Source organism: Streptococcus infantis (assembly GCF_047463175.1).
Taxonomy (GTDB): Bacteria; Bacillota; Bacilli; order Lactobacillales; family Streptococcaceae; genus Streptococcus; species Streptococcus infantis_AC.
Genome location: NZ_JASHEJ010000003.1, coordinates 298720 through 322223 on the forward strand (window position 1 = coordinate 298720; position 23504 = coordinate 322223).

At 41.0% G+C, this 23504-nt stretch carries 21 protein-coding genes; all 21 read right to left on the minus strand.

Going from position 1 to position 23504, the window contains the following annotated elements; all coding sequences use genetic code 11:
• Positions 1-2 precede the first annotated feature (2 nt).
• The 21 genes from purK to rodZ all read right to left on the minus strand — a co-directional run bounded on the left by purK (position 3) and on the right by rodZ (position 23476).
• The gene (gene purK, locus QM859_RS07710) at positions 3-1079 is read right to left on the minus strand and encodes a 5-(carboxyamino)imidazole ribonucleotide synthase (RefSeq protein WP_414262683.1); all 1077 of its coding nucleotides are present in this window, start codon (positions 1077-1079) and stop codon (positions 3-5) included.
• On the minus strand, positions 1066-1554 hold the full coding sequence (purE, locus tag QM859_RS07715) for a 5-(carboxyamino)imidazole ribonucleotide mutase (RefSeq protein ID WP_414262684.1): 489 nt from the start codon (positions 1552-1554) through the stop codon (positions 1066-1068). The genes purK and purE overlap by 14 nt, the downstream gene beginning before the upstream one ends.
• A gap of 191 nt (positions 1555-1745) precedes the next feature.
• Positions 1746-3008, minus strand: coding sequence for a phosphoribosylamine--glycine ligase (gene purD, locus QM859_RS07720; RefSeq protein ID WP_414262685.1), 1263 nt, complete (start codon positions 3006-3008; stop codon positions 1746-1748).
• A gap of 121 nt (positions 3009-3129) precedes the next feature.
• On the minus strand, positions 3130-4677 hold the full coding sequence (gene purH, locus QM859_RS07725) for a bifunctional phosphoribosylaminoimidazolecarboxamide formyltransferase/IMP cyclohydrolase (protein ID WP_414262687.1): 1548 nt from the start codon (positions 4675-4677) through the stop codon (positions 3130-3132).
• A gap of 243 nt (positions 4678-4920) precedes the next feature.
• The gene (locus QM859_RS07730) at positions 4921-5295 is read right to left on the minus strand and encodes a hypothetical protein (protein ID WP_414262689.1); all 375 of its coding nucleotides are present in this window, start codon (positions 5293-5295) and stop codon (positions 4921-4923) included.
• Positions 5292-5849, minus strand: a complete 558-nt coding sequence (gene purN / locus QM859_RS07735) for a phosphoribosylglycinamide formyltransferase (RefSeq protein ID WP_414262690.1) — start codon at positions 5847-5849, stop codon at positions 5292-5294. The genes QM859_RS07730 and purN overlap by 4 nt, the downstream gene beginning before the upstream one ends.
• The gene (gene purM / locus QM859_RS07740; protein WP_414262691.1) at positions 5849-6871 is read right to left on the minus strand and encodes a phosphoribosylformylglycinamidine cyclo-ligase; all 1023 of its coding nucleotides are present in this window, start codon (positions 6869-6871) and stop codon (positions 5849-5851) included. The genes purN and purM overlap by 1 nt, the downstream gene beginning before the upstream one ends.
• A 40-nt stretch (positions 6872-6911) precedes the next feature.
• Positions 6912-8354 carry an amidophosphoribosyltransferase gene (gene purF / locus QM859_RS07745; RefSeq protein ID WP_414262692.1) on the minus strand — a complete coding sequence of 481 codons (1443 nt, stop codon included), beginning with the start codon at positions 8352-8354 and terminating at the stop codon, positions 6912-6914.
• A 168-nt stretch (positions 8355-8522) separates the two neighbouring features.
• On the minus strand, positions 8523-12248 hold the full coding sequence (locus tag QM859_RS07750; protein ID WP_414262693.1) for a phosphoribosylformylglycinamidine synthase: 3726 nt from the start codon (positions 12246-12248) through the stop codon (positions 8523-8525).
• A gap of 63 nt (positions 12249-12311) precedes the next feature.
• A complete protein-coding gene (purC, locus tag QM859_RS07755) occupies positions 12312-13019 on the minus strand; it encodes a phosphoribosylaminoimidazolesuccinocarboxamide synthase (protein ID WP_414262694.1) in 708 nt (235 codons plus the stop codon).
• Positions 13020-13473: 454 nt separating this feature from the next.
• Positions 13474-14514, minus strand: a complete 1041-nt coding sequence (tsf, locus tag QM859_RS07760; RefSeq protein WP_414262695.1) for a translation elongation factor Ts — start codon at positions 14512-14514, stop codon at positions 13474-13476.
• A 78-nt stretch (positions 14515-14592) separates the two neighbouring features.
• Positions 14593-15375 carry a 30S ribosomal protein S2 gene (gene rpsB / locus QM859_RS07765; RefSeq protein WP_045613298.1) on the minus strand — a complete coding sequence of 261 codons (783 nt, stop codon included), beginning with the start codon at positions 15373-15375 and terminating at the stop codon, positions 14593-14595.
• A 215-nt stretch (positions 15376-15590) separates the two neighbouring features.
• Positions 15591-16802, minus strand: coding sequence for an aminoacyltransferase (locus QM859_RS07770; RefSeq protein WP_414262696.1), 1212 nt, complete (start codon positions 16800-16802; stop codon positions 15591-15593).
• 212 nt (positions 16803-17014) lie between these two features.
• Positions 17015-18220 carry a peptidoglycan hydrolase PcsB gene (gene pcsB, locus QM859_RS07775; RefSeq protein WP_414262697.1) on the minus strand — a complete coding sequence of 402 codons (1206 nt, stop codon included), beginning with the start codon at positions 18218-18220 and terminating at the stop codon, positions 17015-17017.
• Positions 18221-18312: 92 nt separating this feature from the next.
• Positions 18313-18807: a rod shape-determining protein MreD gene (gene mreD / locus QM859_RS07780; RefSeq protein ID WP_070677810.1), complete on the minus strand. Its 495-nt coding sequence runs from the start codon at positions 18805-18807 to the stop codon at positions 18313-18315.
• Positions 18804-19625, minus strand: coding sequence for a rod shape-determining protein MreC (gene mreC, locus QM859_RS07785; protein WP_414262698.1), 822 nt, complete (start codon positions 19623-19625; stop codon positions 18804-18806). Before mreC ends, mreD begins: the two co-directional genes overlap by 4 nt.
• 31 nt (positions 19626-19656) lie before the next feature.
• The gene (locus QM859_RS07790) at positions 19657-20451 is read right to left on the minus strand and encodes an energy-coupling factor transporter transmembrane component T family protein (protein ID WP_070677806.1); all 795 of its coding nucleotides are present in this window, start codon (positions 20449-20451) and stop codon (positions 19657-19659) included.
• A complete protein-coding gene (locus QM859_RS07795) occupies positions 20444-21283 on the minus strand; it encodes an energy-coupling factor transporter ATPase (protein WP_006153365.1) in 840 nt (279 codons plus the stop codon). The genes QM859_RS07790 and QM859_RS07795 overlap by 8 nt, the downstream gene beginning before the upstream one ends.
• Complete coding sequence (locus QM859_RS07800; protein ID WP_414262699.1) at positions 21268-22095, minus strand: energy-coupling factor ABC transporter ATP-binding protein; 828 nt, start codon at positions 22093-22095, stop codon at positions 21268-21270. Before QM859_RS07800 ends, QM859_RS07795 begins: the two co-directional genes overlap by 16 nt.
• A 2-nt stretch (positions 22096-22097) precedes the next feature.
• Positions 22098-22637 carry a CDP-diacylglycerol--glycerol-3-phosphate 3-phosphatidyltransferase gene (gene pgsA / locus QM859_RS07805; protein WP_247913081.1) on the minus strand — a complete coding sequence of 180 codons (540 nt, stop codon included), beginning with the start codon at positions 22635-22637 and terminating at the stop codon, positions 22098-22100.
• Between the two features lie 11 nt (positions 22638-22648).
• Positions 22649-23476: a cytoskeleton protein RodZ gene (rodZ, locus tag QM859_RS07810; protein WP_414262700.1), complete on the minus strand. Its 828-nt coding sequence runs from the start codon at positions 23474-23476 to the stop codon at positions 22649-22651.
• Positions 23477-23504: the final 28 nt, after the last annotated feature.

A 23504-nucleotide genomic window follows, 5' to 3' on the forward strand; every position in this document is an offset into this window, starting at 1 on the left:
GTCTATTCAAACTCCTCAACCTCATCCGGTACATCACTAAACAAAGTCACATGTCCCATCTTGCGGTTGTGCTTCGCTTCTATTTTACCATACATATGTAGGTGGGCGCTTGGATTTTCTGCGACATACTTTTCAGCGTCCTCGACATGCTGGCCGAGGACGTTGAGCATGACTGCTGGGGCATGCAATTGGATAGCTGGTAGTGGCGCTCCGAGAACGCCGAGAATATGGGTGTCAAACTGAGAAAAGTCGCAGGCTTCAATCGAGTAGTGGCCAGAATTGTGTGGACGTGGCGCAATTTCATTGACAATAATGTCATCAGCAGTCGCAAACATTTCCACGCAAAGGGTTCCAGACAAGTTGAGTTGTTCTGCGATTCGCACTGCCATAGCTTTGGCTTTTTCAGCTAGACTTTCTGAAATGCGAGCTGGGACAATGGTTTTCGAAAGAATGTTGTTACGGTGGATATTTTCCTGAACTGGGAAAACCGTCACATCCTTGCCATTTCCAGAAACGATAACAGAAATTTCAAGATCAAAGTTGACAAATTCTTCCAAGACGCAGTCTGCTGAGTCAGCTAGAGCGTAGGCTTCTTCCAAATCTTCTGCTGAGCGAATGACCTTCTGGCCATGGCCATCATAGCCACCTGTCGCTGTCTTGAGGACATAGTTTTTCGATAGGTCAATATCTGCCAAGTCTTGGCTTGAGGTCACAATCTTGTAGGGTGCCACAGTGACTTGTGCCTTGTTTGAGAGAAAGTCCTTTTCAAAAATGCGATTTTGAGAAATGCGGAGCAGGTCTGTCCCTTGAGGAAGCTGACCTTCTTTAATAACAGCGTCAAGGCCGTCAGCGTCGACATTTTCAAATTCATAGGTAAGAACATCACAGCGCTCCGCCAATTGACGGAGGGCATCCACATCGTTATAAGGTGCCACGATGATTTCCGCTACGCGAGAGGCTGGGCAATCAGCTGCTGGGTCCAACGCGATAACCTTGTGCCCCATGTAGATAGCTGAGATCGCCATCATCTGGCCAAGCTGGCCACCACCGATGATCCCAATGGTTTTAGTTGAGCTCATTTGTAGACTCCTCTACGATTTTTCCTTGTTCTTCAGCGAAATCCGCCAAAGCTGTCGCAATAACCTGGTCCTCTACTGAAAGAAGACGGAGGGCAAAGAGGGCCGCGTTAGTCGCTCCAGCTTCACCGATCGCCATGGTTGCGACAGGCACTCCACCTGGCATCTGAACGATGGAATAGAGTGAATCCACACCGCTAAGGGCACGAGATTTGACGGGCACACCAATGACTGGAAGTGTAGTCTTAGCAGCGACCATCCCTGGCAAGTGAGCTGCACCACCTGCACCTGCAATGATGATCTTGATGCCACGGCTACGTGCTTCTTCGGCATGTTTGAACATGAGGTCAGGCGTCCGATGGGCGGAAACAACTTTCTTTTCGTAAGCGACACCGAAGTTGTCGAGGACTTCAGCGGCTTTTTGCATGGTTGCCCAGTCGGATTTTGAGCCCATTATGATGGAAATTACTGGTTTCATTTTTAATCCTTTTTCTTCCTTTTTTGATAATGGTCTTAGGTGGTGGGGTCGGAAGCAAACCTTCGGTTTCATTCCTAAACTTTGAACCTAAGGTCTCAAATTTTCCCTAGACCAGAATAGATACTGTTCTGGTCTTTTCACCACGGCGACCATTGTCGGGTTTGGCGACTGCGTCGCCTTTTCTTATATCTTTATCTAATTGCCTTGCTACCGATATCCGTACGATAGAAGAGGCCTTCTGTGTTTTGTTTGTTGAGTTCGTTGTAGATAATGTTTTGGCCGTCTTTGACGGTGTCTGCTGTTGTGACGAGCATGTAGACACGTCCGCCGTTTGAGAGGAGATCTTGGCCATTTTCAGCGAATTTAGCTCCAGCATAGTAAGTGATGATGTCACCCTCTGTCTTGGCTGGAAGTTTAACACCCTTCTCATAAGCGAGTGGGTAGCCGTTTGAGGCTACAACCACGCCTAGTGTCACACCCTTGTCCGTCCAAGTGATGGCTGGCTCTTTGCCTTCCAAAATATCGGTGATATTTTGTGCAAAGTCAGATGTCAAGCGAGGCAAGATGATTTGTGTTTCAGGATCGCCAAAGCGTGAGTTGAACTCAATGACTTTAGGGCCGTCAGCTGTCAAGATAAGTCCAGCGTAAAGGACACCAGTGTAAGGACGGCCTTCTTTAATCATGCCTTCAAGGACTGGCTTGACAATAGTGTCAACTGCTGTGTCAACCACGCTCTGTGGCAAGTGAGGAACTGGCGCATATGCACCCATCCCACCAGTGTTAGGCCCCTTGTCGCCATCATAGGCACGTTTGTGGTCCTGAGCTGTTGGCATGATGTAGAACTTGTCACCATTGACAAAGGCAAAAAGTGAAAATTCCTCTCCTGCAAGAAACTCCTCGATAACCACACGCGCACCTGAGTCGCCGAATTTATTGTCCAAAAGCATCTCGTGAGCGGCTTCGACTGCTTGCTCGACTGTCTCCGCAACGACGACACCTTTCCCAAGGGCCAAACCGTCTGCCTTAACTACGATTGGAGCGCCTTTTTCTTCGATATAGGCCTTGGCCTCCTCGAAATCTGAGAAGGTGCCATAGGCTGCTGTCGGAACATCATATTTGACCATGATTTCCTTAGCAAAATCCTTGGACCACTCCAGCTCCGCTGCCAATCTTGTCGGACCAAAGGCTTTGAGACCAGCTGCATTGAAATCATCCACGATTCCAGCAGCAAGAGCATCATCTGGACCAATGAAGGACCAAGCAATATCGTTGGTTTTTGCAAACTCAATCAATTTAGAATGTTCGGAAATAGAGATATTTACCAATTCCAGACCATCCAGAGTCATCCCGTCATTTCCAGGAGCTACAAAGACTTTTTCAACGTCTTTTGACTCAAGCAACTTCTTAGCAATGGCATGTTCACGACCACCTGAGCCGACAACTAACAGCTTCATCTTTCAACCTCTTTTGCGAATTATTTACTAATATTATACCATAAACGTTCGTTTTAATCTTGTTTCGTTTCGCTTTTAAAGCAAAAAAAGGAAAGAAACTGTTTTCTTCCCTTTTATTTTCTTAATGTCTAAAATGTCTCACGCCTGTGAAGATCATAGTCAAGCCGTATTTATCAGCAGCTTCGATAGACTCTTGGTCTCGTACTGACCCACCTGGTTGAATGATGGCCTTGATACCTGCTTTGGCGATCTCTTCCACGTTATCCGCAAATGGGAAGAAGGCATCCGAAGCAAGTACAGCACCATCAAGGCGGTCTTTAGCTTGGTCAATAGCAATACGAACTGAAGCCACACGATTGGTTTGACCTGGGCCAACACCAAGTGTCATGTGGTCATTGGTCACGATGATACCATTTGATTTGACATACTTGATAGCTTTCCAAGCAAACTCAAGGGCAGTCGCTTCTGTCTCAGTTGGCTGGCGTTTGGTTACCACTTGCCAGTCAGCTGGGCGTTCTTTGATCACGTCTTGGTTTTGAACGAGGAGTCCACCGACAACACCTGTGTATTCTGCTTCCACTTCACTAGCATCTTGTGCGTCAAATGGTAAGGCAAGAATGCGCAAGTTTTTCTTTTTGTTGGTCAAAATAGCTAGCGCTTCATCCGTATAGCTTGGTGCAATGATGATTTCAAGGAAAACGCCGTGCATCTTCTCAGCTGTCGCAGCATCCACCTCACGGTTGAGAACAACAATACCACCAAAGATAGATACTGGGTCAGACTCATAAGCGTAATCCCAAGCAGTTTCGATGTCATCAGCTTGACCGATACCGCACGGGTTCATGTGTTTGAGAGCCACAACCGTTGGGCGTTCTTTGAAATCGCGAATAATACGGATAGCAGCATCCGCATCGCGAATATTGTTAAAGGACAATTCCTTACCGTTAAGCTGTTTCGCTGAAGCAATCGAGTAATCCGTTGGCAAGGCTTTTTGGTAGAAGTCTGCGTCTTGTTGAGGGTTTTCACCGTAACGCATGGATTGTTTAAGGTCATAAGTCAGAGTGAGTTTTTCAGGTTTGCTTTCACCCACTTGAGCTGTGAAGTATTCTGCAATCAAGGCATCATAAGCCGCTGTGTGACGGAAAACCTTGGCTGCCAAACGTTGACGAGTTTCGTAGCTTGTTTCGCCATTAGCTGCCAATTCGTCAAGAACAACAGCATAGTCAGCAGGGTCTACAACAACTGTTACGCTAGCGTGGTTTTTAGCTGCTGAACGAAGCATTGATGGACCACCGATATCGATGTTTTCAACAGCATCAGCATAAGTCACATCTGGTTTAAGGATAGTTTCCTTAAATGGGTAAAGGTTGACCACCACAAGGTCAATGAGCTCAATCTTGTTGTCTTTAGCCGCTTCCAAGTGGCTATCTAAGTCACGACGAGCCAAGAGTCCACCGTGGATATTTGGATGGAGAGTCTTGACGCGACCATCCATCATTTCTGGGAAACCAGTCACATCGTCAATGGCAATGGTATCTACCCCAGCATTGTCAAGGGCAACTTTGGTTCCACCTGTTGAGATGATATCCCAACCAAGTTTTTTAAGTTCTTGGGCAAATTCAACAATGCCCGCTTTATCTGAAACACTAATTAGTGCGCGTTTAGTCATTTTTCTTCCTTTCATGTTCAAACTTTCTACCTACGTAATTTTCTTTTCATAAAGTATAGGGAGACGATTACCAAGACTCCCAAAATTATTGTCAGTAAAAATCTCCCCCAATAGGGAATCTCAGGGAATAAGAAATTAACCAGTAAGCGTAAAATCACTGCTAAGGTGATCAAAGCAAGTGTTTCTAACCATTTTGTCATTTTTTCTCCTTTTGAATAAATAGGATTTTGAGGTGATTAAAGACTAATCTAACTCATATAAAAGGTAGTTATCAAAATTTATGATTCCTTTGAGGTAATCTCTGTCTGCTTTAGACAACTCAAATTCTGGAAAAGTCGCAATTAAACTGGACAAATAAAAATAATTCGGGTGCCTACGATAAGAAAAACCTGCTTGACCGAATCTCCCTTGACAGAAATCATAGGCAAGTTTTAATTCTTGACTTGTGACACCATCTAAAATTTTATCTAACTCTGAAAGCTGACTTTTATCAGTATTTTCTATCATAGCTTTCACTGTATTTGCTAAGACAAAAAGAAAATCATTAGTATTATCCAGTAGGATTGGTCTGTTAGATAACTTGTTCTTTAACTCCATATAGTATTGGTCAGTAATCATTTTTTCCTCTCCACTCCCAAACTATCCAAGACTTCTGGATAGAGCTTGTACTCTGTTTCGTGGATGCGAGTTTCGAAAGTATCAAGGGTATCCCCTTCAAGGCGTGGCACACGGACTTGCTTGATAACCTTACCAGTGTCCACACCAGAATCCACCCAATGAATGGTCACGCCAGACTGATCAACATCTGCATTCCAAGCATCCTCAATGCCATGAGCGCCTGGAAATTCTGGCAGATAAGCTGGGTGAATATTGATGATACGACCTTCATAAGCCGCTAGCAAGGTTGAACCGATGATTTTCATATAACCCGCTAAACAGACTAGGTCAATATCGTGCTCATCCAAGAGCTCGACAATGGCTCCTTCGTAGTCTGCTTTGCTCTCAAACTCCTTGAGTTCGAAGGCATAGGATAAAACTCCAAGATTTTCTGCACGCTCAAGTACATAGGCATCCCGGTGATCTGAAAAGACAAATTCTACTGGAAATTGCTCTGCAATGACCTGAAAGTTTGAACCATTTCCAGAAGCAAAAACAGCAATTTTTTTAGCCATTATTTTATCACCACACTTGCGTCATCTTTCTTCACAATACGACCGATTTCATAAACAGGTTCGTCAAGAAGTTCTTTGACACGTTCCACATGTTCTGGTTTCACTGCAAGCATAAGCCCCACACCCATGTTGAAGATTTCAAACATTTCTTCATGTTTGATTTGACCATATTTTTCAAGGGCTTTGAAAATTGGAAGAACTGGAACTTTGCTTTCCTCAATCTCTGCAGCCAAATCATCTGAGAACATACGTGGCACATTTTCGATGAAACCACCACCTGTTATGTGGGCAATCCCGTTGACCAATTCTTCTTTGATGAGCGGTAGAACAGCCTTAACGTAGATACGAGTTGGTTCAAGAAGAACGTTTTTGAGTTTCTTGCCTTCCAATTCTGGGAGGACTTCTTCACCTGTGTAATCCGCAAATACACGACGAACAAGTGAATAACCATTTGAGTGGATTCCGCTTGAGGCAAGTCCAAGAAGCACATCACCTTCAGCCACTTTTGAACCGTCAATGATTTGAGATTTTTCTGCGATACCTACCGCAAAACCTGCCAAGTCATAGTCGTCTTCGCCATACATACCAGGCATTTCAGCCGTTTCCCCACCGATGAGGGCCGCACCTGCTTGTACACAACCTTCGGCCACACCAGCAACGACTTGTTCTAGTTTAGCTGGTTCATTTTTCCCAGTCGCCACATAGTCTAGGAAGTAGAGGGGCTCTGCACCTGCAGCAATGATATCATTGACACACATAGCCACACAGTCTTGACCGATAGTATCGTGTTTGTCGTACTTGATAGCCAGCATGAGCTTGGTTCCAACACCGTCAGTTCCTGAAATCAAAACTGGCTCTTTAACACCTGTTTTTGAAAGATCAAACATACCACCGAAACCACCAAGAGCTCCCATGACACCTGCACGCTCTGTACGTGCCACGTGTTTTTTGATACGTTCAACAACTTCATAACCCGCTTCAACATCCACACCAGACTGGGCATACGCATTCTTATTTGTCATTTTATTCATTCCTTTTCTTTAATCGAGAGTCTTTAGCCGTCTATTTGTAAAAACTGATCTTGTCATCCAAACTTCTACGATATTCTTCTTCATAGTCATAGAGAGGAGTTGGATATTTCCCGTCAAAGTAAGCCACACAGAGACCACCATTTGGCGCATCTGTTTCGATGCCGATAGAATCAATCAAGCCATCAATCGAAAGATAGGTCAGGCTATCCGCACCAATGATTTGGCAAGTTTCCTCCACCGTATGATTGGCTGCAATCAGCTCCTGACGTGTCTGGATATCAATCCCGTAGAAACAAGGATAGGCAAGAGCAGGACTCCCGATGGCAACGTGTACTTCTGATGCCCCCGCTTCTTTCAAAAGTTGGACAATGCGACGAGATGTCGTGCCTCGTACAATGGAATCATCAATCATGACAACGCGTTTGCCTTTAACGACACCAGAAACAGCAGATAACTTCATCCGAACCCCTTGCTCGCGTAATTCTTGAGTCGGCTGGATAAAGGTCCGTTGCGTATATTGGTTCTTGATGAGCCCCATTTCATTTGGCAGACCTGATTCTTCCGCAAATCCCATAGCTGCGCTAAGAGAGGAGTTTGGCACCCCGACTACGATATCAGCTTCATACTTGAACTCACGTGCCAGTTGAGCTCCCATTCTCTTACGAGCCGTATGGACATTGACTCCGTGGATATTGGAGTCAGGACGTGCGAAGTAGATATACTCCATGGAACATATAGCCAGCTGAGTATCGTTTGTATAGCTGTCATACTGGATGCCATTGTCATCAATAATGACAATCTCGCCTGGTTTTACGTCGCGAATCCACTCAGCACCGATTACTTCAAAGGCACAGGTTTCAGATGAAACCACTACTGCTCCATTAGCCATTTTCCCGATTGACAGAGGACGGAAGCCATTTGGGTCAAGCGCTGCAATTAACTTATCTTCAAACATCAAGAGATAAGCAAAACCACCTTTAACAAGACTGAGTGCTTCCTTGATTTTACCCATCAGGTTTGGATTGTGGCTACGGCGAATAAGGTGAGCCAAGATTTCAGAGTCAGAGGTTGAGCTGAAAATCGCTCCTCTTTGTTCCAATTCTTGCTTGAGCGATTCTGCATTGGTCAGATTCCCATTATGAGCCAAACCAAACTGCATATCGTGAAAGCGGAAAAGGAAAGGTTGGATATTGTCTACAGAAGCTTCTCCTGCAGTCGCATAGCGCACGTGCCCAATCGCTCCAGTTCCTGTCAATTTATCCAAATTCGCAGGATTTTTGAAGACTTCTGATAAAAGCCCCATATCACGATGACGCTTCAGTTTCCCTTGGTCATTGGAGAGGATTCCTGCCCCCTCCTGACCACGGTGCTGAAGACTATGGAGTCCAAAATAGGTCAATTTGGCAGCGTCTGGGTGACCCCAGATACCAAAAACACCACATTCCTCATTAAGAGATTTTACTTCGTATGTCATTTTATATACCTAATTTTTATTTGTGTATCATTCCTTAACGATACTAGAGCTGAATGATACGGCAGAAGCTCGTTTCACTCGCAACAATAAATCATTTGCAACTGTCGTAAGTTAGATCTACTTGATTTTACATTTACTAATGGTTATCTATTAGAAAATCTGCAAATCCTATTTTCCAGTAAAGTATTTAACCGCTGATGCAAAGAGATATTGGTCTTTATTCCCTGGAATATTTTGGAAGAGACCGTCTTCGAAACGTTCTGAGTGTCCCATCTTACCGATGATTTGACCGTTCTTACTTGTGATACCTTCGATCGCATTGACAGAACCGTTAGGATTGTATTTAGAATCCATGCTTGGTTTGCCTTCGAAGTCAACGTATTGGCTAAAGATTTGACCATTGTCACGAAGTTCTGCAAATTCCTCAGCTGTCACGACAAATTTACCTTCACCGTGTGATACTGGGATGGCATAGATGTCACCAACTTCCACTCCAGCAAGCCATGGTGAGTTCGTGTTAGCAATACGTGTTTCAACCATCTTAGCCACGTGTTGGTTGGCATCATTGTAGAAGAGGGTTGGACTAGTACTGCTTGCATCTTCAAAGTTACCGTATGGAAGAAGACCTGATTTGACAAGAGCTTGGAATCCGTTACAGATACCGATAATCAAACCACCACCTTCGATGAAGCTATCGATGGCTGCACGTACTTTTTCATTGAGCAAGATATTAACGATGAATTTAGCTGATCCATCTGGTTCGTCGGCGGCTGAGAAGCCACCTGCAAAGAAGATAATGTTAGCTTTTTCGATATTGTCAACCATGGTGTCAACAGACTTGACAATTGCCTCCTCATTCAATGTGACAAATGGTACTAAGTTGACTTTTGCACCTTCTTTTTCAAAGGCCTTAGCGGAGTCATACTCCGAGTTGGTCCCTGGGAACACCGGAATGTAAACCACAGGTGTCTCAACTGTTTCTTTAGCTTTGATCAAAGCATCTGATGCCACCGCAGGTACTTCTTCCAACTCAGTTGCTTGTGCAAATTCCGTTGGGTAGACCTCTTCCAATTTACCTTGGAAGGCACTGTCAAGCTTGTTTCCATCAAGCCTTACACCATTGACAGTAAGTGTAAAGTCAGCTGCGGTTTGTCCAATCTTGGCAACACCTGCAATATCTTCAGGAGATGTAAAGATGAATCCACCCAATTGAGCTGTCAAGCTAGTGTCAACATCAGCTAATTCGACGTTAGCTCCGATATGGTTACCAAATGTTGCAAGGGCAAGAGCTTCAACCACACCACCATATTTGACAGCTGATGCTGCTGTCACTTTGTGGTTAGCTTGGATGGCTTCAAATTGAGTAAAGTTAGATTTGATAAGATCAAAGTCAATTTCTTGTGCCAAAGCTTGACCTGGGATGTAATAGATATTTTCACCAGCAGCTTTAAATTCTGGAGAAAGGACCTTACGGCTATCTGCAGTTGTGACACCAAAAGCAACCAAGGTTGGTGGTACTGTCAATTCTTCAAAGGTACCAGACATAGAGTCTTTACCACCGATAGATGGCAAACCAAGTTGAATCTGAGCTTCAATTGATCCAAGAAGAGCTGATACTGGTTGACCAAAACGCTCTGCTTGTTTATCCATACGCTCGAAGTATTCTTGATAAGAGAAACGAGCCTTAGACCAATTTGCGCCAGCAGCAACCAAACGAGCAGTTGCTTCGATGACCGCATAAGCCGCACCATGATATGGAGACCATTCTGCTACATAAGGGTTGAATCCTTGCGCCATAACAGAAGCAGTTGTTGTCACGCCGTGTTGAACTGGCAATTTCTGTACTGAAGCCTCCGTTGGTGTGATTTGGTAGCGACCACCAAGTGGGTGATTAACCGTAGAGCGTCCAACAGAGCAGTCAAAGATAGTCTGTAATCCTTTTTGACTCGCATGGTTGAGGTCAGATAGAACCGTAAAGGTATCTGCTTCAAGTGTGTCAGCGCTTGTTGTGCGTTCTTCTGGAAGCTTGACATCCTTGTCAACCACCTTAGCATCTACAACAACACGTACACCATTTGTATCAAGGAAACGACGTTCCAAATCAACGATGGTTTCACCATTCCAGTGCATGACAAGATTTGGTTTTTCAGTCACTGTTGCAACGACAACCGCATCAATATTTTCTTTGTTACATGCTGCAACGAAGGCGTCTACATCTTCCGGACGAACCACTACAGCCATCCGTTCTTGAGATTCAGAGATGGCAATTTCGGTACCGTTCAAACCTTGGTATTTCAATGGCACTTTATCCAGATCAATTTCAAGACCATCTGCTAATTCACCGATCGCCACACAGACACCACCAGCACCAAAGTCATTTGATTTCTTGATCAGACGTGTCACTTCCCCATTACGGAAAAGACGTTGAATCTTCCGTTCTTCGATGGCATTCCCTTTTTGGACCTCAGCACCAGCCGTTTCAACAGATTCAACCGTTTGAACTTTAGAAGAACCTGTCGCACCACCGACACCGTCACGTCCAGTCTTACCACCGAGCAAGATAATCACGTCACCTGCTTCAGGTTTTTCACGAACAACATTTCCCTTGGGAGCTGCACCGACAACGGCACCTAGCTCCATACGCTTAGCAACGAAACCTGGGTGGAAGTATTCACGAACGTAAGTCGTTGCAAGACCAATTTGGTTCCCATATGAAGAATAACCGTGAGCCGCTGTTTTAGAAATCACTTGTTGTGGCAATTTACCAGCGCGAGTTTCTGAAATCGGTGCTGTAATATCACCTGCACCTGAGATACGCATGGCTTGGTAAACGTAGGAACGGCCTGACAACGGGTCACGAATGGCTCCACCGATACAAGTGGCAGCCCCACCAAATGGTTCAATCTCCGTTGGGTGGTTGTGAGTTTCGTTTTTGAACATGAGAAGCCATGGCTCTTTCACACCATTGACATCCACTTCAATTTCAACAGAGCAGGCATTGATTTCATCAGACACTTCCATGTCGTCCAAACGACCATTGGCACGCTCATAACGACCAAAAATAGTCGCCATATCCATCAAGGTCTGAGGTTTTTCCGTACGTCCCAACTCATCACGCATGGCGATATATTTGTCATAAGTCGCTTGCAATTGTTTTTGGAATTTAGAAGCTGAGAAGTCAATATTCTTCAACTCAGTCTCGAAAGTTGTGTGACGGCAGTGGTCAGACCAGTAGGTATCCAAGACCTTCAACTCAGTCTCAGTTGGCACACGACCAATAGACTTAAAATAATCTTGAATGAAAAGAAGGTCATCCACTTCCATGGCCAAGCCTTGCTCTGCCTTATACTGTGCAAAATCTTCTGCTGTATATGTTTCAAAGAAATCCAAACTTGGAATGGTCTTGTCAGACTCAGAGAAATCCTGTTTAGCAATGCCAAGAGTGATATCTTTGAAACGAGAGTCCACTGGGTTCAAGAGATAGTTTTTAACAGCTTCCAATTCATTCGCATCAATATCCTTATTGACCAAGTAAAGTTGTGCTGTGTTCACCGTTACATCATTTGAACTACCAAGCAAAAGCAAAGCTTCTTGTGAAGATGCCGCACGTTGGTCAAATTGACCAGGCAAACTTTCGATAGCAAAGAAAGCATAATTCTCAAGATCAGCCTTAACTGCAGCTTCGTCCAAAACAGTATCGGTCACCTGCTCAGAAAAAATATGTTTTTCCGCACGCGCAAACAAGTCCTCTGACAAATTAAAAACATCATAAACCTGAACAATCCGAAGATCATTCAAAGTTTTCAACTGAAGATTATGCTGTAATTCTTTTACTAAAGAGTCAGATTTGACACGAAAATCAGCTTTTTTCTCAACGAAAATACGTTTATCCATTTTAGTTCCTTTATTTCTATTCAAATAGGTTATCGAAGACGAAGGGGTTCCGTTCCAAAATGATTACTTCAATCCCTGCAATTTCTCTAACACAACCTTATAAACATCCGTTAGACTGCCCAAATCTCTACGGAAAACATCCTTGTCCATGTGGTGCCCTTCCGCATCCCAAAGACGGCAGTTGTCTGGTGAGAATTCGTCTGCCAAGATAATCTTGCCATCCTTATCAAAGCCAAATTCCAATTTGAAGTCAATCAACCGAAGACCAATTTGTGCAAACCAATCTTTCAACAATTCATTGATACGACGCGTTTCTTCTTTGATATAAGCAATTTGTTCATCATTGGCAATATCCAAGAACTTGACGTGTTCATCATTGATAAATGGATCATCCAAATCATCGTTTTTGTAGTAAAATTCAACGATTGGAGTTTCTAAGTCCAAACCTTCTTCCACGCCAAAACGTTTTGAGAAAGAACCTGCAGTCACGTTACGAAGTACAACCTCCAAAGGAATGATTGAAACCTTCTTATTGAGTTGTTCTGTGTCAGAAATACGTTCGATAAAGTGTGTCGCCACACCAGCCGCATTCAATTTTTCGAAAATAAGAGACGAAATCTGATTATTCAGCACACCTTTGCCTTCGATGGTCTCTTTGCGAGCTCCATTCAACATAGTGGCCTGGTCCTTGTAGACCGACTTAATCACATTTTCGTCTTCTGTAGTATAGATATCTTTAGCTTTTCCCGTATAAATAATTTTACTGGACATTTTCTTGTTCGCCTTTCGCATTACTTTACATCATTCTAACACAACATACACTAAAAATCAAATATTTCACGAACTATATTTGATGTCATGTCTGAAAAGGTACAGAAAAATCGCAAACGATTTTTCATTTGCGATTTTCTAAGATTGATTTGAGTTAAAATGAGAACTTTATTCTTGTTTCAGAAGGAAAAATAAGTATTCAGAATCACAAAGTAGATATAAAAGAGTATCTTAAACTATTTTTCATTCTACTGCTAAATTCTCATACATTCTTTTCGGTAGGGTATGTCAATCTCACTATTACACACTACCAAAATCTTAATTGAACCAAATTATTACTACTAATTAATCAATTTGTCTTAATCAAGTAAGGAACTAATAAAAACTGCACTCCAAAAGTTAGATACAGAAATCTAATATTTAGAGTGCAATTCATTTACTTTATTTTTTATTATTAGTTATTCAAGGCTGCTGCCATTGTCGCTGCAACTTCAGCTTCAAAGTCATTTGCAGCTTTTTCGATACCTTCACCAACTTCAAAGCGAGCGAACTCAACTACTGAAGCGTTAACTGATTCAAGGAATGCTTCAACTGTCTTGCTGTCATCCATGATGTAGACTTGTGCAAGAAGTGTGTAAGCTTGGTCAACTTTAGTGTTGTCAAGCATGAAGCGATCCATTTTACCTGGAATGATTTTATCCCAGATTTTTTCTGGTTTACCTTCTGCAGCCAACTCTGCTTTAATGTCAGCTTCAGCTTGAGCGATAACTTCATCAGTCAATTGTGCTTTTGATCCATACTTCAAGTGTGGGAGTGCTGGTTTGTTAACCATTGCACGGCTTTCGTTATCTTGGTCGATTACGTGGTTCAATTGAGCCAACTCATCTTTAACAAATTGCTCATCTAATTCTTTGTATGAAAGAACCGTTGGTTTCATCGCAGCAATATGCATTGAGATTTGTTTAGCAAGTGCTTCATCTCCACCTTCAATAACAGAGATAACACCGATACGTCCACCATTGTGTTGGTATGCTCCAAAGTGTTGTGCATCTGTTTTTTCAAGTAAAGCAAAACGACGGAATGAGATTTTTTCTCCAATAGTTGCTGTTGCAGATACATATGCAGCTTCAAGAGTTTCACCTGAAGGCATTGTCAAAGCAAGAGCTTCTTCGTTGTTAGCTGGTTTTCCTTCAGCGATTACTTTTGCAGTTGCATTTACCAATTCAACGAATTGAGCGTTTTTCGCAACGAAGTCAGTTTCAGCATTTACTTCAACCACTGCTGCAACGTTACCGTTCACATAAACACCAGTCAAACCTTCAGCAGCAACACGGTCAGCTTTCTTAGCAGCCTTAGCCATACCTTTTTCACGAAGCAATTCGATTGCTTTTTCGATGTCACCGTCAGTTTCTACAAGTGCTTTTTTAGCGTCCATAACACCAGCACCAGATTTTTCACGCAACTCTTTAACAAGTTTAGCTGTAATTTCTGCCATTTTGATTCTCCTATATTTTTTAAAAATAGGAGAGCCGGGCTAAGCCCCGCCCTCCTAGGTAATTACTATTTATACGAATTAAGCGTTGTCGCCTTCAACAACTTCAACGATTTCTTCGATTGAGTCTGCTTGAGCTTCTGAAGCTGCAAATTCTGCTTCAACTGCTGCTACAGCATCTTCACCTTGGCGACCTTCGATGATAGCGTCTGCCAATTTAGCTGTGATCAACTTAACTGCGCGGATAGCATCATCGTTAGCTGGGATGATTACATCGATATCATCTGGATCAGTGTTTGTGTCAACCATCGCTACAACTGGGATACCCAATTTTTTAGCTTCTTTAACAGCGATTTGCTCTTTATGTGGGTCAACTACGTACATTACATCTGGGATACGAGGCATATCTTCGATACCACCCAAGAATTTTTCAAGACGAGCGCGTTGTTTGTTAAGAAGTGCAACTTCTTTCTTAGGAAGAACGTCGAAGATTCCTTCTTCTTCCATGCGTTTGATTTCTTTCAAACGAGCGATACGTTTTTGGATTGTTCCCCAGTTAGTAAGGGTACCACCCAACCAACGGTGGTTGATGAAGTATTGACCTGAACGTTCTGCTTCTTCTTTAACAGCGTCAGCAGCTTGTTTCTTAGTACCAACAAACAATACAACTGCATCATTAGCTGCTGCATCACGCATAAAGTCGTATGCTTGGTCAGCGTATTTTACAGTTTGTTGCAAGTCGATAACGTGGATTCCGTTACGCTCAGTGAAGATGTACTTAGCCATCTTAGGGTTCCAGCGACGAGTTTGGTGACCAAAGTGTACACCAGCCTCAAGAAGTTGTTTCATTGAAATTACTGCCATGAGTATTTCTCCTTTTTTGTTTTTTCCTCTTCTCGATTTCAGCTTGCAAAACAACCCAAAGGCAACAGTTTCACAATTCATCAAGAATGAGTATTATCGTTCACACGACAAGTTTCATTTTATCATAATTGGAGCTTTATTTCAAGTAATTTTGTTATTTTCTCCTTATTAAATTACCAGTTAAAAGCTCTAAATTTAATGTAGTGGTGTTTATGCTATCTACTTCGAAGTTTCTTACGAATCTTATAAGCTAGATTAAACAAGAAATATAATGAACTAGTTGGGTAGTTAAACTCCCCAGCAAATTCCTCAATAGTGGGATTAAATTTAGATTTAAAATTAAATAATCCACCCTCTAAGTTGTTTTCAATTCCACCCATATTATGAGTCTCTGCCCCACGTTCAAATGAATGTTGAGCAGTCTCAAACCATGTTGGAATAGCAGGTTGATAGTGTCTAAATTCTTCATTCATTCCAGCATATAAGTTTTCAGATGTTTTCCCAAATTCGACGGTCAAAGTTCCAGACAATGGGACAACACTATCCCCTCTATCAATACAGCTCTTGAGAAAAGCAATTTCTTCTTCTAATCGTTCTCTCTCTTGCTGATTATCTTTTACTTTACCTTCTTTCGTTTTATCTGTAAACTTCTGCGCTATTTTTAGATTCTTTTCGAGTTGCTTCTCAATTTCTATCAGTCTATTTGGTAAATCTAAATAGCTTAGCGTGATAAAGGAGTGGTTAGGATAAGTAGTCAGTAATTTTTGATAATAATCTTTGCCTCGTAAACTGATGTTCTTACGAGACTCTGTTTTCTTCATTAAAAATGAAAATTCATCTAATAAATCAAGTCCGCCAAATTTCACTTCCAATCCTTTATTTCTTGCAGTTCGGATGGCCTGTCGAGTAGATTTGGACAGTTGATCCAGCGAGAAGTTTTCTTTATGAATATTAGCTTGAAAACGAGGTTGTATGTTTTCTGCCATATCCTTTGTCAATCCTGTCCAATGAACTTTATTTTTTTGCAATTCCTCAACAATTTCAAAAGTTTTAGAATTTTGAATAGTTTTTTGGTCGATAAGACTTCGACTGATAAAAAGGCTTGGATCAAATTTAACCATTATTGCATTGCTTTTTTTAGCAAGTTTTTTCAACGTTAAAAGTACAAATTTCAGAAGCTCTTTATCTTCATAGTCAATTACAGGACCTCGTGGAATATAGAACATAGAAAGTCCTAATGGTAGCGGCTGAATTAAGATATTCGCTACTCCAACTAGTTGATCCTCTTTATAAAAGCCAACTCTCTCATTCCCCCAAGTATCCTTTATCTTGGACCAATCACTACTCTGCAATAAATTTCCTTGAGGATGATTTTCTAAAAACAAATCCCACTCTTTGACATCAACATTCATTTTATAAGTAAACATAATTCCAGTACCAATTCCCTTTAGAAACCATTTTTTATTAACAAGCTACACTCGTACTAAATCTCTAAATTTCATCTAACTTTAACTAAATAATTATTAAGAATAGAATACAAAATAAGTTCAAGTAATTATATAATGAAATTTACTTTTTAGCACTATACAAAAGGTGAGATTAATAAAACCTCACCCTAAATTTAATAATAATCAGTATATTAGTTTGGATAAATGTATCTTACTGTACCACGTGATGCTGTAGGATTAAACCATCCACGATAATTTCCGATTGGTTGAGTTCCGCTACCATCATAGTTACATTCTGAAACTTGAATGCGAGTTGATGATTCAACTGCTGTAACAACTGCTACGTGTCCGTATCCTCCATCATCCCATGAAGCAATTGCTCCAACTTGTGGTGTAGAACCTGTACGGAAACCTGCAGCCGCTGCACTTGCAGCCCATTGACCACCATTTCCCCAGTAATCGCCAGCCCATGGTGCTAAAGTTTTTGCTCCCCATGTACATTGACCTACTGGATAACTTGAAGCGTTTGTACTATATGTAGGACGTTGGCTTACAGGAGTTGGTGCAGGTGTGTAACTTGAGTCATCATATGACGATGAGCTTGAAGTTGCTTGTACTTGTGCTGCAAAGGTTGTATTTGCTGAAGCAGCAACTGTTTGTTGTTGACTTGTTTGTTTCGCTTTGTATGCTGCTTCTGCTTCAGCTGCTGCCTTAGCTTCTGCTTCAGCTGCTGCTTTTTGCTCTAACAAAGTAGCTTTTTCACTTTCTGCGGTAGCTTTTTCTGCTGCAAGATTCAACTCAGCGGCTTTCAATTCTGCCTGTTTTGTTGTCAAGGCTTGAGCGTCATCAGCAAGTGTTTGTTGATTGGCAATAACTGTGTTGATTGCATTATTGTTTGCAACTTGTTTTTCAGAGATAGCTTTTTTATCTTCTTTTTGTTGTTGCAACATTTTATTGTTTGCTGAGACAATTTCACTCATAGCTGCTACACGAGAAATAGCTTCTGTGATTGAGTTAGAGTTAATAATTGTATTAATGTAGCTTGTAGCAGTTCCGTTAGTTTGTGCACTTCGAGCTTGGTTTTCAAGCGATTCATTACGAGCTACGATGTTTTTTGAAAGCTCTGTGATTTCACCTTCAAGTTTTTTAGACTCTTCTTGAAGTTTTTCATTCTCAGCTTGCAACTTTTCTTGTTCCGTTTGAATAGCTGTTACTTTAGTTTGAATCTCATCAACTTGTTTTTGAGCTTCCTTTTGTTGTGTTGTCAATTCACTAATTTTGCTATCTTGAGCAGCAATTTTTTCATTTGTTGTATTGGCTTGGACACTTGAAAGCACAGTTCCTTGTGAAACCAATACTGTACTTAATAAGAGTGATGCTAGAATTTTTTTCTTCATAGTGTAAATACTCCTTCTTTAAAAAGACAATACTAGTATATCAAAAAAAGGCCTAATAAATATTACGCCTTTATTACAGTTTTGTTTCTTTCTTATAGATATATTTTTTCAAAAATATATTGGAAAACTAACATCCATATAAAATTCAATATCATAGTAGGACCCAAACTATAAACTATAAAAACAGGTAGATTTTCTGCAGTCAATCCTACCACATGTGCTAGGATAAAGCTACCAAATTCAAATATAAAAGTCATCATTAAAACTGCTAGCAATCGAGTCCATCTATTTGACAAAATAACTGAGTTGCTTTTATATACGATTGCTCCAATAATCACAAAAAGAAGACTGGCTATCCCTATCAGATGGAAGAAATAGATATCGTATATAAGTCCTAGAACCAAGCAATAGGCCAAAAACAGATATTCTGATACTTCTATTGTCTCGAATAATAAGAAGATGAAGATAAAGTGGCTTACAATTTGAAGATGTGGAAAAAAGCTATTTACAAATTGCCCTAAGTGGCTATCTATTAAAATGATTACGGGCAAGAGCAAAAACATCCCTATTTGCTTAAAAAGTCTCATGATGGATTCCCCACTAACTCTACGACTTTAAGATTCATTGGATCAGCATGCATTTTAACCATAACTTCTCTTGTCAGATAATCATTGGTAGGGGTCACAGATACGACCTCTCCTACAGGAATGTCTGTGACATTGAAGTTCCCCAAACCTCCAGTTACTACTTTATCACCTTTACTAATATCCCCACTATTATTTAGCTGACTAATTTTCAGTAGTTCTTTTTCCTTTTCATAGCCAACGATAATACCATAAATACTACTAGATCCATGCTGAATTTTAACAGAAATTTTCTCTGTATTTTCAACATTTGTTAATAAATTGACCACAGTTGAGTTATCTTCTACGTTTTCAACGCTTCCAACCAATCCTCCACCAGAAACAACAAGCATATTAGTCGTTGCACCTTGTTGTGAACCAACATTAATTGTTAGTTCTTGTTTCCAAGTCGCAGGAGTTCTCATAATGACATCGGCAGCAATTAGTTTGGTCGCATTTAATTTGGACTTCATATCTAATAACTGACGTAATTGTTCATTTTCTTCCTTCAGACTGTCTGCTTCATTCTTTTCTTTTTCCATTTGATAGAGTTCTTTTTTAAGAGTTTCATTCTCATTATAGGCTCTCGTCAAATTTCCTAAATCAGACTTTGTAGATTCTAACCATTGAAATGGCTTTTGCACAATTCTATCTATCAGAGAGATACCATCTCCAGCTTGTGTCACAACTGTACTTGACTGTGTCGTTACTAAAAAAATAGAAACTACTAGTATAACGACAAATAGAACAATAATATATTTTGATTTTTTAAAACGGTTCATACCTCTACCTTATAGTATTCTATACTTCACTTTAGGATTTCAACAAAAATAGAATGCCACCCAACACACATACCAGGAGTAAGGCTACACTATCTTTATTCATCCAATTTAACTGTCGATACTGACTGCGTCCGTTCCCACCTTGATATCCTCTAGCCTCCATGGCTGTAGCAAGAGAATCTGCTCGTTTCAAACTCGTAGCGAATAATGGAATCAAAATAGGAATCATAGCCTTAACTTTTTGGATTATATTTCCTTCTCCAAAATCAACACCACGCGCCTTTTGAGCGTTCATAATTCGAATCGTATCATCCATTAAGGTTGGTACAAAACGTAAACTCATAGACAACATGAGCCCGATTTCATGAACAGGAACCTTAAATCTTTTCAAGGGTCCAAGCAAGGACTCAACTGCTGTAGCCAAGCTTAATGGCATGGTTGTCAAGGTAAGCAAAGTTGAGAAAAAGATAATCAACACAAAGCGGCAAAAAATAATTCCCGCCTGCTCAATGCCATGACTCGTGATTTTAATAAACCCCATCTCGAACAAGACATCTCCACCAGAGATAAAGAAAAGTTGAAAAAGAGTTGTAAAAGCAATCAGAAAAAACATAGATCGCAAACCTTTTATGAAAAAGGATAAGGGAACCTCAGATAAGGCTACAAATATACCTGTTACAACGAAAAGGATTACATTAGTTATTGGATTATTGGCCCAAAAAACGATCATAATCAATAAAATCATTGCCACTAACTTACTACGAGGATCCAAACGATGAACAATCGAATTTCCTGGTATGTAACGACCTAAAATCATGTTATCCATTGATGAACTCCTTAAACTCCTCTATCGTTATCGGCAATTGTTTAAAAGAAACTCCTCGTTCAGCTAGCCTTTGAGCAAATCTTGTGATTTTTGGAACACCTAATTGGATTTTTTCCATGAATTCGACATTTTGAAAAACAAGACTTGGCTTCCCACTCTTGACCAACTTTCCTTTTTCCATCACATAAACTTGGTCAGCAAATTCGGCCACGTCATCCATCAGATGGGTCACTAAAACAATCGTGATACCATCCTGATGAAGTTTTTTAAACAAGGCCATTAACTCTTTTCGACCAATTGGATCCAAACCAGCTGTTGGCTCATCTAAGACCAAAATGCTAGGCTCCATCGCCAAAATACCAGCAATCGCAACCCTTCTCATTTGTCCGCCTGAAAGCTCAAAGGGACTACGTCCAAAGAGTGACTCATCAATTCCTACTAAAGCTAGTTTTTCACGCGCAATAGCTTCTGCCTCTTCTACAGAGACTCCAAAATTTTGAGGTCCAAAAGCCACATCTTTTAAGACAGTCTCCTCAAAGATTTGATTTTCTGCAAACTGAAAGACTAAGCCCACTTGTTTGCGAATTTGACGAATTTGCTTATTGACGGATGTTGATGTAATTAATGTATCAAAGACACGAACACTTCCCTTTGTGGGAACCAACAAACCATTCAAAAGTTGAAGAATTGTAGATTTCCCGCTTCCTGTATGCCCAATAATTGCTGTATAAGATCCATCCTCTATTGACAAATTAACATCGGACAAGGCAGCTGAGGCAAAGGGTGTTCCTTCCTGATACGTATAACTCACATTGTCTAGAATAATTCCCATAAAGCCTCCTCGAGCTCCTCTTCGGTCAGGTAGTGCTCTGGTAATTTCAAGCCACTAGTACGTAGCGATTCTTTTAATTGGTTGACAAAGGGTTGATCTAAACCAATTTGATCTAAATCTGACCTAGAGAATAATTCTCTAGGAGTGCTTGTTGACTCGACCTCTCCTTTTTTCATCACCAAAACACGGTCGCTCATAGCAACCTCATCTAAGTCATGTGTAATGGATATGACTGTCATATGGTGATCTTGGCGAATCTTTTGGACGATCTTAATCAACTCTAGACGCCCCTCTGGATCCAACATGCTTGTAGCCTCATCCAAAATTAAAATGTCTGGTCGCAGAGCGACAACTCCTGCGATAGCCACTCTCTGTTTTTGGCCACCTGACAAGCGAACTGGTTCCTTTTTAGAAAATTCAGCCATCCCAACTAATGACAGAGCTTCAGAAACTCGCTTCTTCATCTCTTCAAGTGGAATCCCTTGATTTTCAAGCCCAAAAGCAACGTCATCTTCTACGGTTGCCCCCACGAATTGGTTATCAGGATTTTGAAATACCATACCAATCTTACGTCTTTTTTCCCAGACGTTTTCCGGAGTTAGGCAATCACCGTCTATCCAAATTTCTCCAGATTCCGCTTCTAGCAAACCGTCAATCAAGCGAACAGTTGTTGATTTTCCACTACCATTATGACCAACGATAGACAACCATTCTCCACGTTTCACGTGAAACGAAATGTTATGAACATCATAGTGTTCTTGATCTGCCTGATATCGAAATGACAGATTCTTAATTTCAATAATCGATTCCATATCTAGCGAAAGGTTCCTTTAAACAAATACGCGCTTCCCTTGAAGTAATCATAACCAGAATAAACTGTAAAGAACAAAGCGATATAAAGAGTTATCTGACCAAGTAAATTCCAATGAAATAACAAGAAGATAATCGCAAACATCTGGCTAAATGTTTTGATTTTTCCTGGCATTGCTGCAGCTAAAACAGTTCCACCAGTTTCAACTAAGAGTAGGCGCAACCCAGTAACTGCAAGTTCTCGGCAAATGATAATAGCTACTACCCAAGCAGGAGCCATATTTAGACCTACTAGCATGATAAATGCCGACATAACTAACAATTTATCTGCCATTGGATCTGCGAATTTCCCAAAATTGCTAACTACTTGCCATTTTCTAGCTAAATAGCCATCTAGATAGTCAGTGATACTGGCAACGGCAAAAATAATTGCTGCTATTTTATGTAACACAGGAGACTGTCCAAATGATAGAAGGAGAACAAAAATCGGAATAAATAAAATTCTACCAAGCGTAAGTATATTAGGAATATTCTCTTTTTTCATGTTATCCTTCCTTAATTTGAACTTAATTTCAATGTAATCCAGCCAGTTTGACCAGTTAATTTCGAAGTATCAATTTCCTGATTATCGATCTTGATTTTCACGCCTTTGACAACACCTAATGTGATAGTTACTGGAGAGCCTTTAGAAACTGTTGTTTTGGCCATCTTATTATTAGGCTCAAGAGTAGTTCCTCCAGCTAATTCAGTATCTGAAACACTAATCCAACTTGTTGCATCCGTCACAGATAGTTGAAGTTCGGCAGTATCTTTAGCAGTTTTATATTCTACCGATATAACATCTCCCTGGCCAGAAATAGTCACCGTTGATGCGTCGCTCGAACTTGATGGGCTAGTGGTTTGATTGCTAGTTGTTGTTTCACTACTTGTAGCACTTGTTGTCGTAGTCACAACATTATAGTTGGCTGAAGTTGTTGCTGTCGGTTGTGTTTGAATGTAATTCCAAACATAATAAGAAACAAAAATTATAATAGATAAGGAGAAGAGAATAAAGTAAAACAGAGGGAGCAAGGAACGTTTCTTGCGATTAGAACGTCTACGACCTGATAGTTCTATCTCATCAACATCAACTTCCTCATAGGTAATCATACTCCCTGAATCATATGCATCTAAAACAAGGTTTTCATCCAACTCAACTGCCCAAGCATACTTCCTCAAAAAAGAACGTGTATAAAAAGGGCTTGGCAATTGGTCAAAATCATCTGATTCTAAAGCCTCAAGCAGATTCAGTTGAATGTCTGTCTTGCGCTGCAATTCCTCTAAACTCAAACCTTGATTGATTCTTGCTAAACGTAACACTTCACCAATTGTTTTTTTTCTCATACTTACCATGCCTTCTTTCTAGTTTATT

Bases quoted from the DNA above. Each gene is read 5' to 3' on its own strand.
- purK (WP_414262683.1), bottom strand. From the start codon at position 1,079: ATGAGCTCAACTAAAACCATTGGGATCATCGGTGGTGGCCAGCTTGGC.
- purE (WP_414262684.1), bottom strand. From the start codon at position 1,554: ATGAAACCAGTAATTTCCATCATAATGGGCTCAAAATCCGACTGGGCA.
- purD (WP_414262685.1), bottom strand. From the start codon at position 3,008: ATGAAGCTGTTAGTTGTCGGCTCAGGTGGTCGTGAACATGCCATTGCT.
- purH (WP_414262687.1), bottom strand. From the start codon at position 4,677: ATGACTAAACGCGCACTAATTAGTGTTTCAGATAAAGCGGGCATTGTT.
- QM859_RS07730 (WP_414262689.1), bottom strand. From the start codon at position 5,295: ATGATTACTGACCAATACTATATGGAGTTAAAGAACAAGTTATCTAAC.
- purN (WP_414262690.1), bottom strand. From the start codon at position 5,849: ATGGCTAAAAAAATTGCTGTTTTTGCTTCTGGAAATGGTTCAAACTTT.
- purM (WP_414262691.1), bottom strand. From the start codon at position 6,871: ATGACAAATAAGAATGCGTATGCCCAGTCTGGTGTGGATGTTGAAGCG.
- purF (WP_414262692.1), bottom strand. From the start codon at position 8,354: ATGACATACGAAGTAAAATCTCTTAATGAGGAATGTGGTGTTTTTGGT.
- QM859_RS07750 (WP_414262693.1), bottom strand. From the start codon at position 12,248: ATGGATAAACGTATTTTCGTTGAGAAAAAAGCTGATTTTCGTGTCAAA.
- purC (WP_414262694.1), bottom strand. From the start codon at position 13,019: ATGTCCAGTAAAATTATTTATACGGGAAAAGCTAAAGATATCTATACT.
- tsf (WP_414262695.1), bottom strand. From the start codon at position 14,514: ATGGCAGAAATTACAGCTAAACTTGTTAAAGAGTTGCGTGAAAAATCT.
- rpsB (WP_045613298.1), bottom strand. From the start codon at position 15,375: ATGGCAGTAATTTCAATGAAACAACTTCTTGAGGCTGGTGTACACTTT.
- QM859_RS07770 (WP_414262696.1), bottom strand. From the start codon at position 16,802: ATGTTTACTTATAAAATGAATGTTGATGTCAAAGAGTGGGATTTGTTT.
- pcsB (WP_414262697.1), bottom strand. From the start codon at position 18,220: ATGAAGAAAAAAATTCTAGCATCACTCTTATTAAGTACAGTATTGGTT.
- mreD (WP_070677810.1), bottom strand. From the start codon at position 18,807: ATGAGACTTTTTAAGCAAATAGGGATGTTTTTGCTCTTGCCCGTAATC.
- mreC (WP_414262698.1), bottom strand. From the start codon at position 19,625: ATGAACCGTTTTAAAAAATCAAAATATATTATTGTTCTATTTGTCGTT.
- QM859_RS07790 (WP_070677806.1), bottom strand. From the start codon at position 20,451: ATGGATAACATGATTTTAGGTCGTTACATACCAGGAAATTCGATTGTT.
- QM859_RS07795 (WP_006153365.1), bottom strand. From the start codon at position 21,283: ATGGGAATTATTCTAGACAATGTGAGTTATACGTATCAGGAAGGAACA.
- QM859_RS07800 (WP_414262699.1), bottom strand. From the start codon at position 22,095: ATGGAATCGATTATTGAAATTAAGAATCTGTCATTTCGATATCAGGCA.
- pgsA (WP_247913081.1), bottom strand. From the start codon at position 22,637: ATGAAAAAAGAGAATATTCCTAATATACTTACGCTTGGTAGAATTTTA.
- rodZ (WP_414262700.1), bottom strand. From the start codon at position 23,476: ATGAGAAAAAAAACAATTGGTGAAGTGTTACGTTTAGCAAGAATCAAT.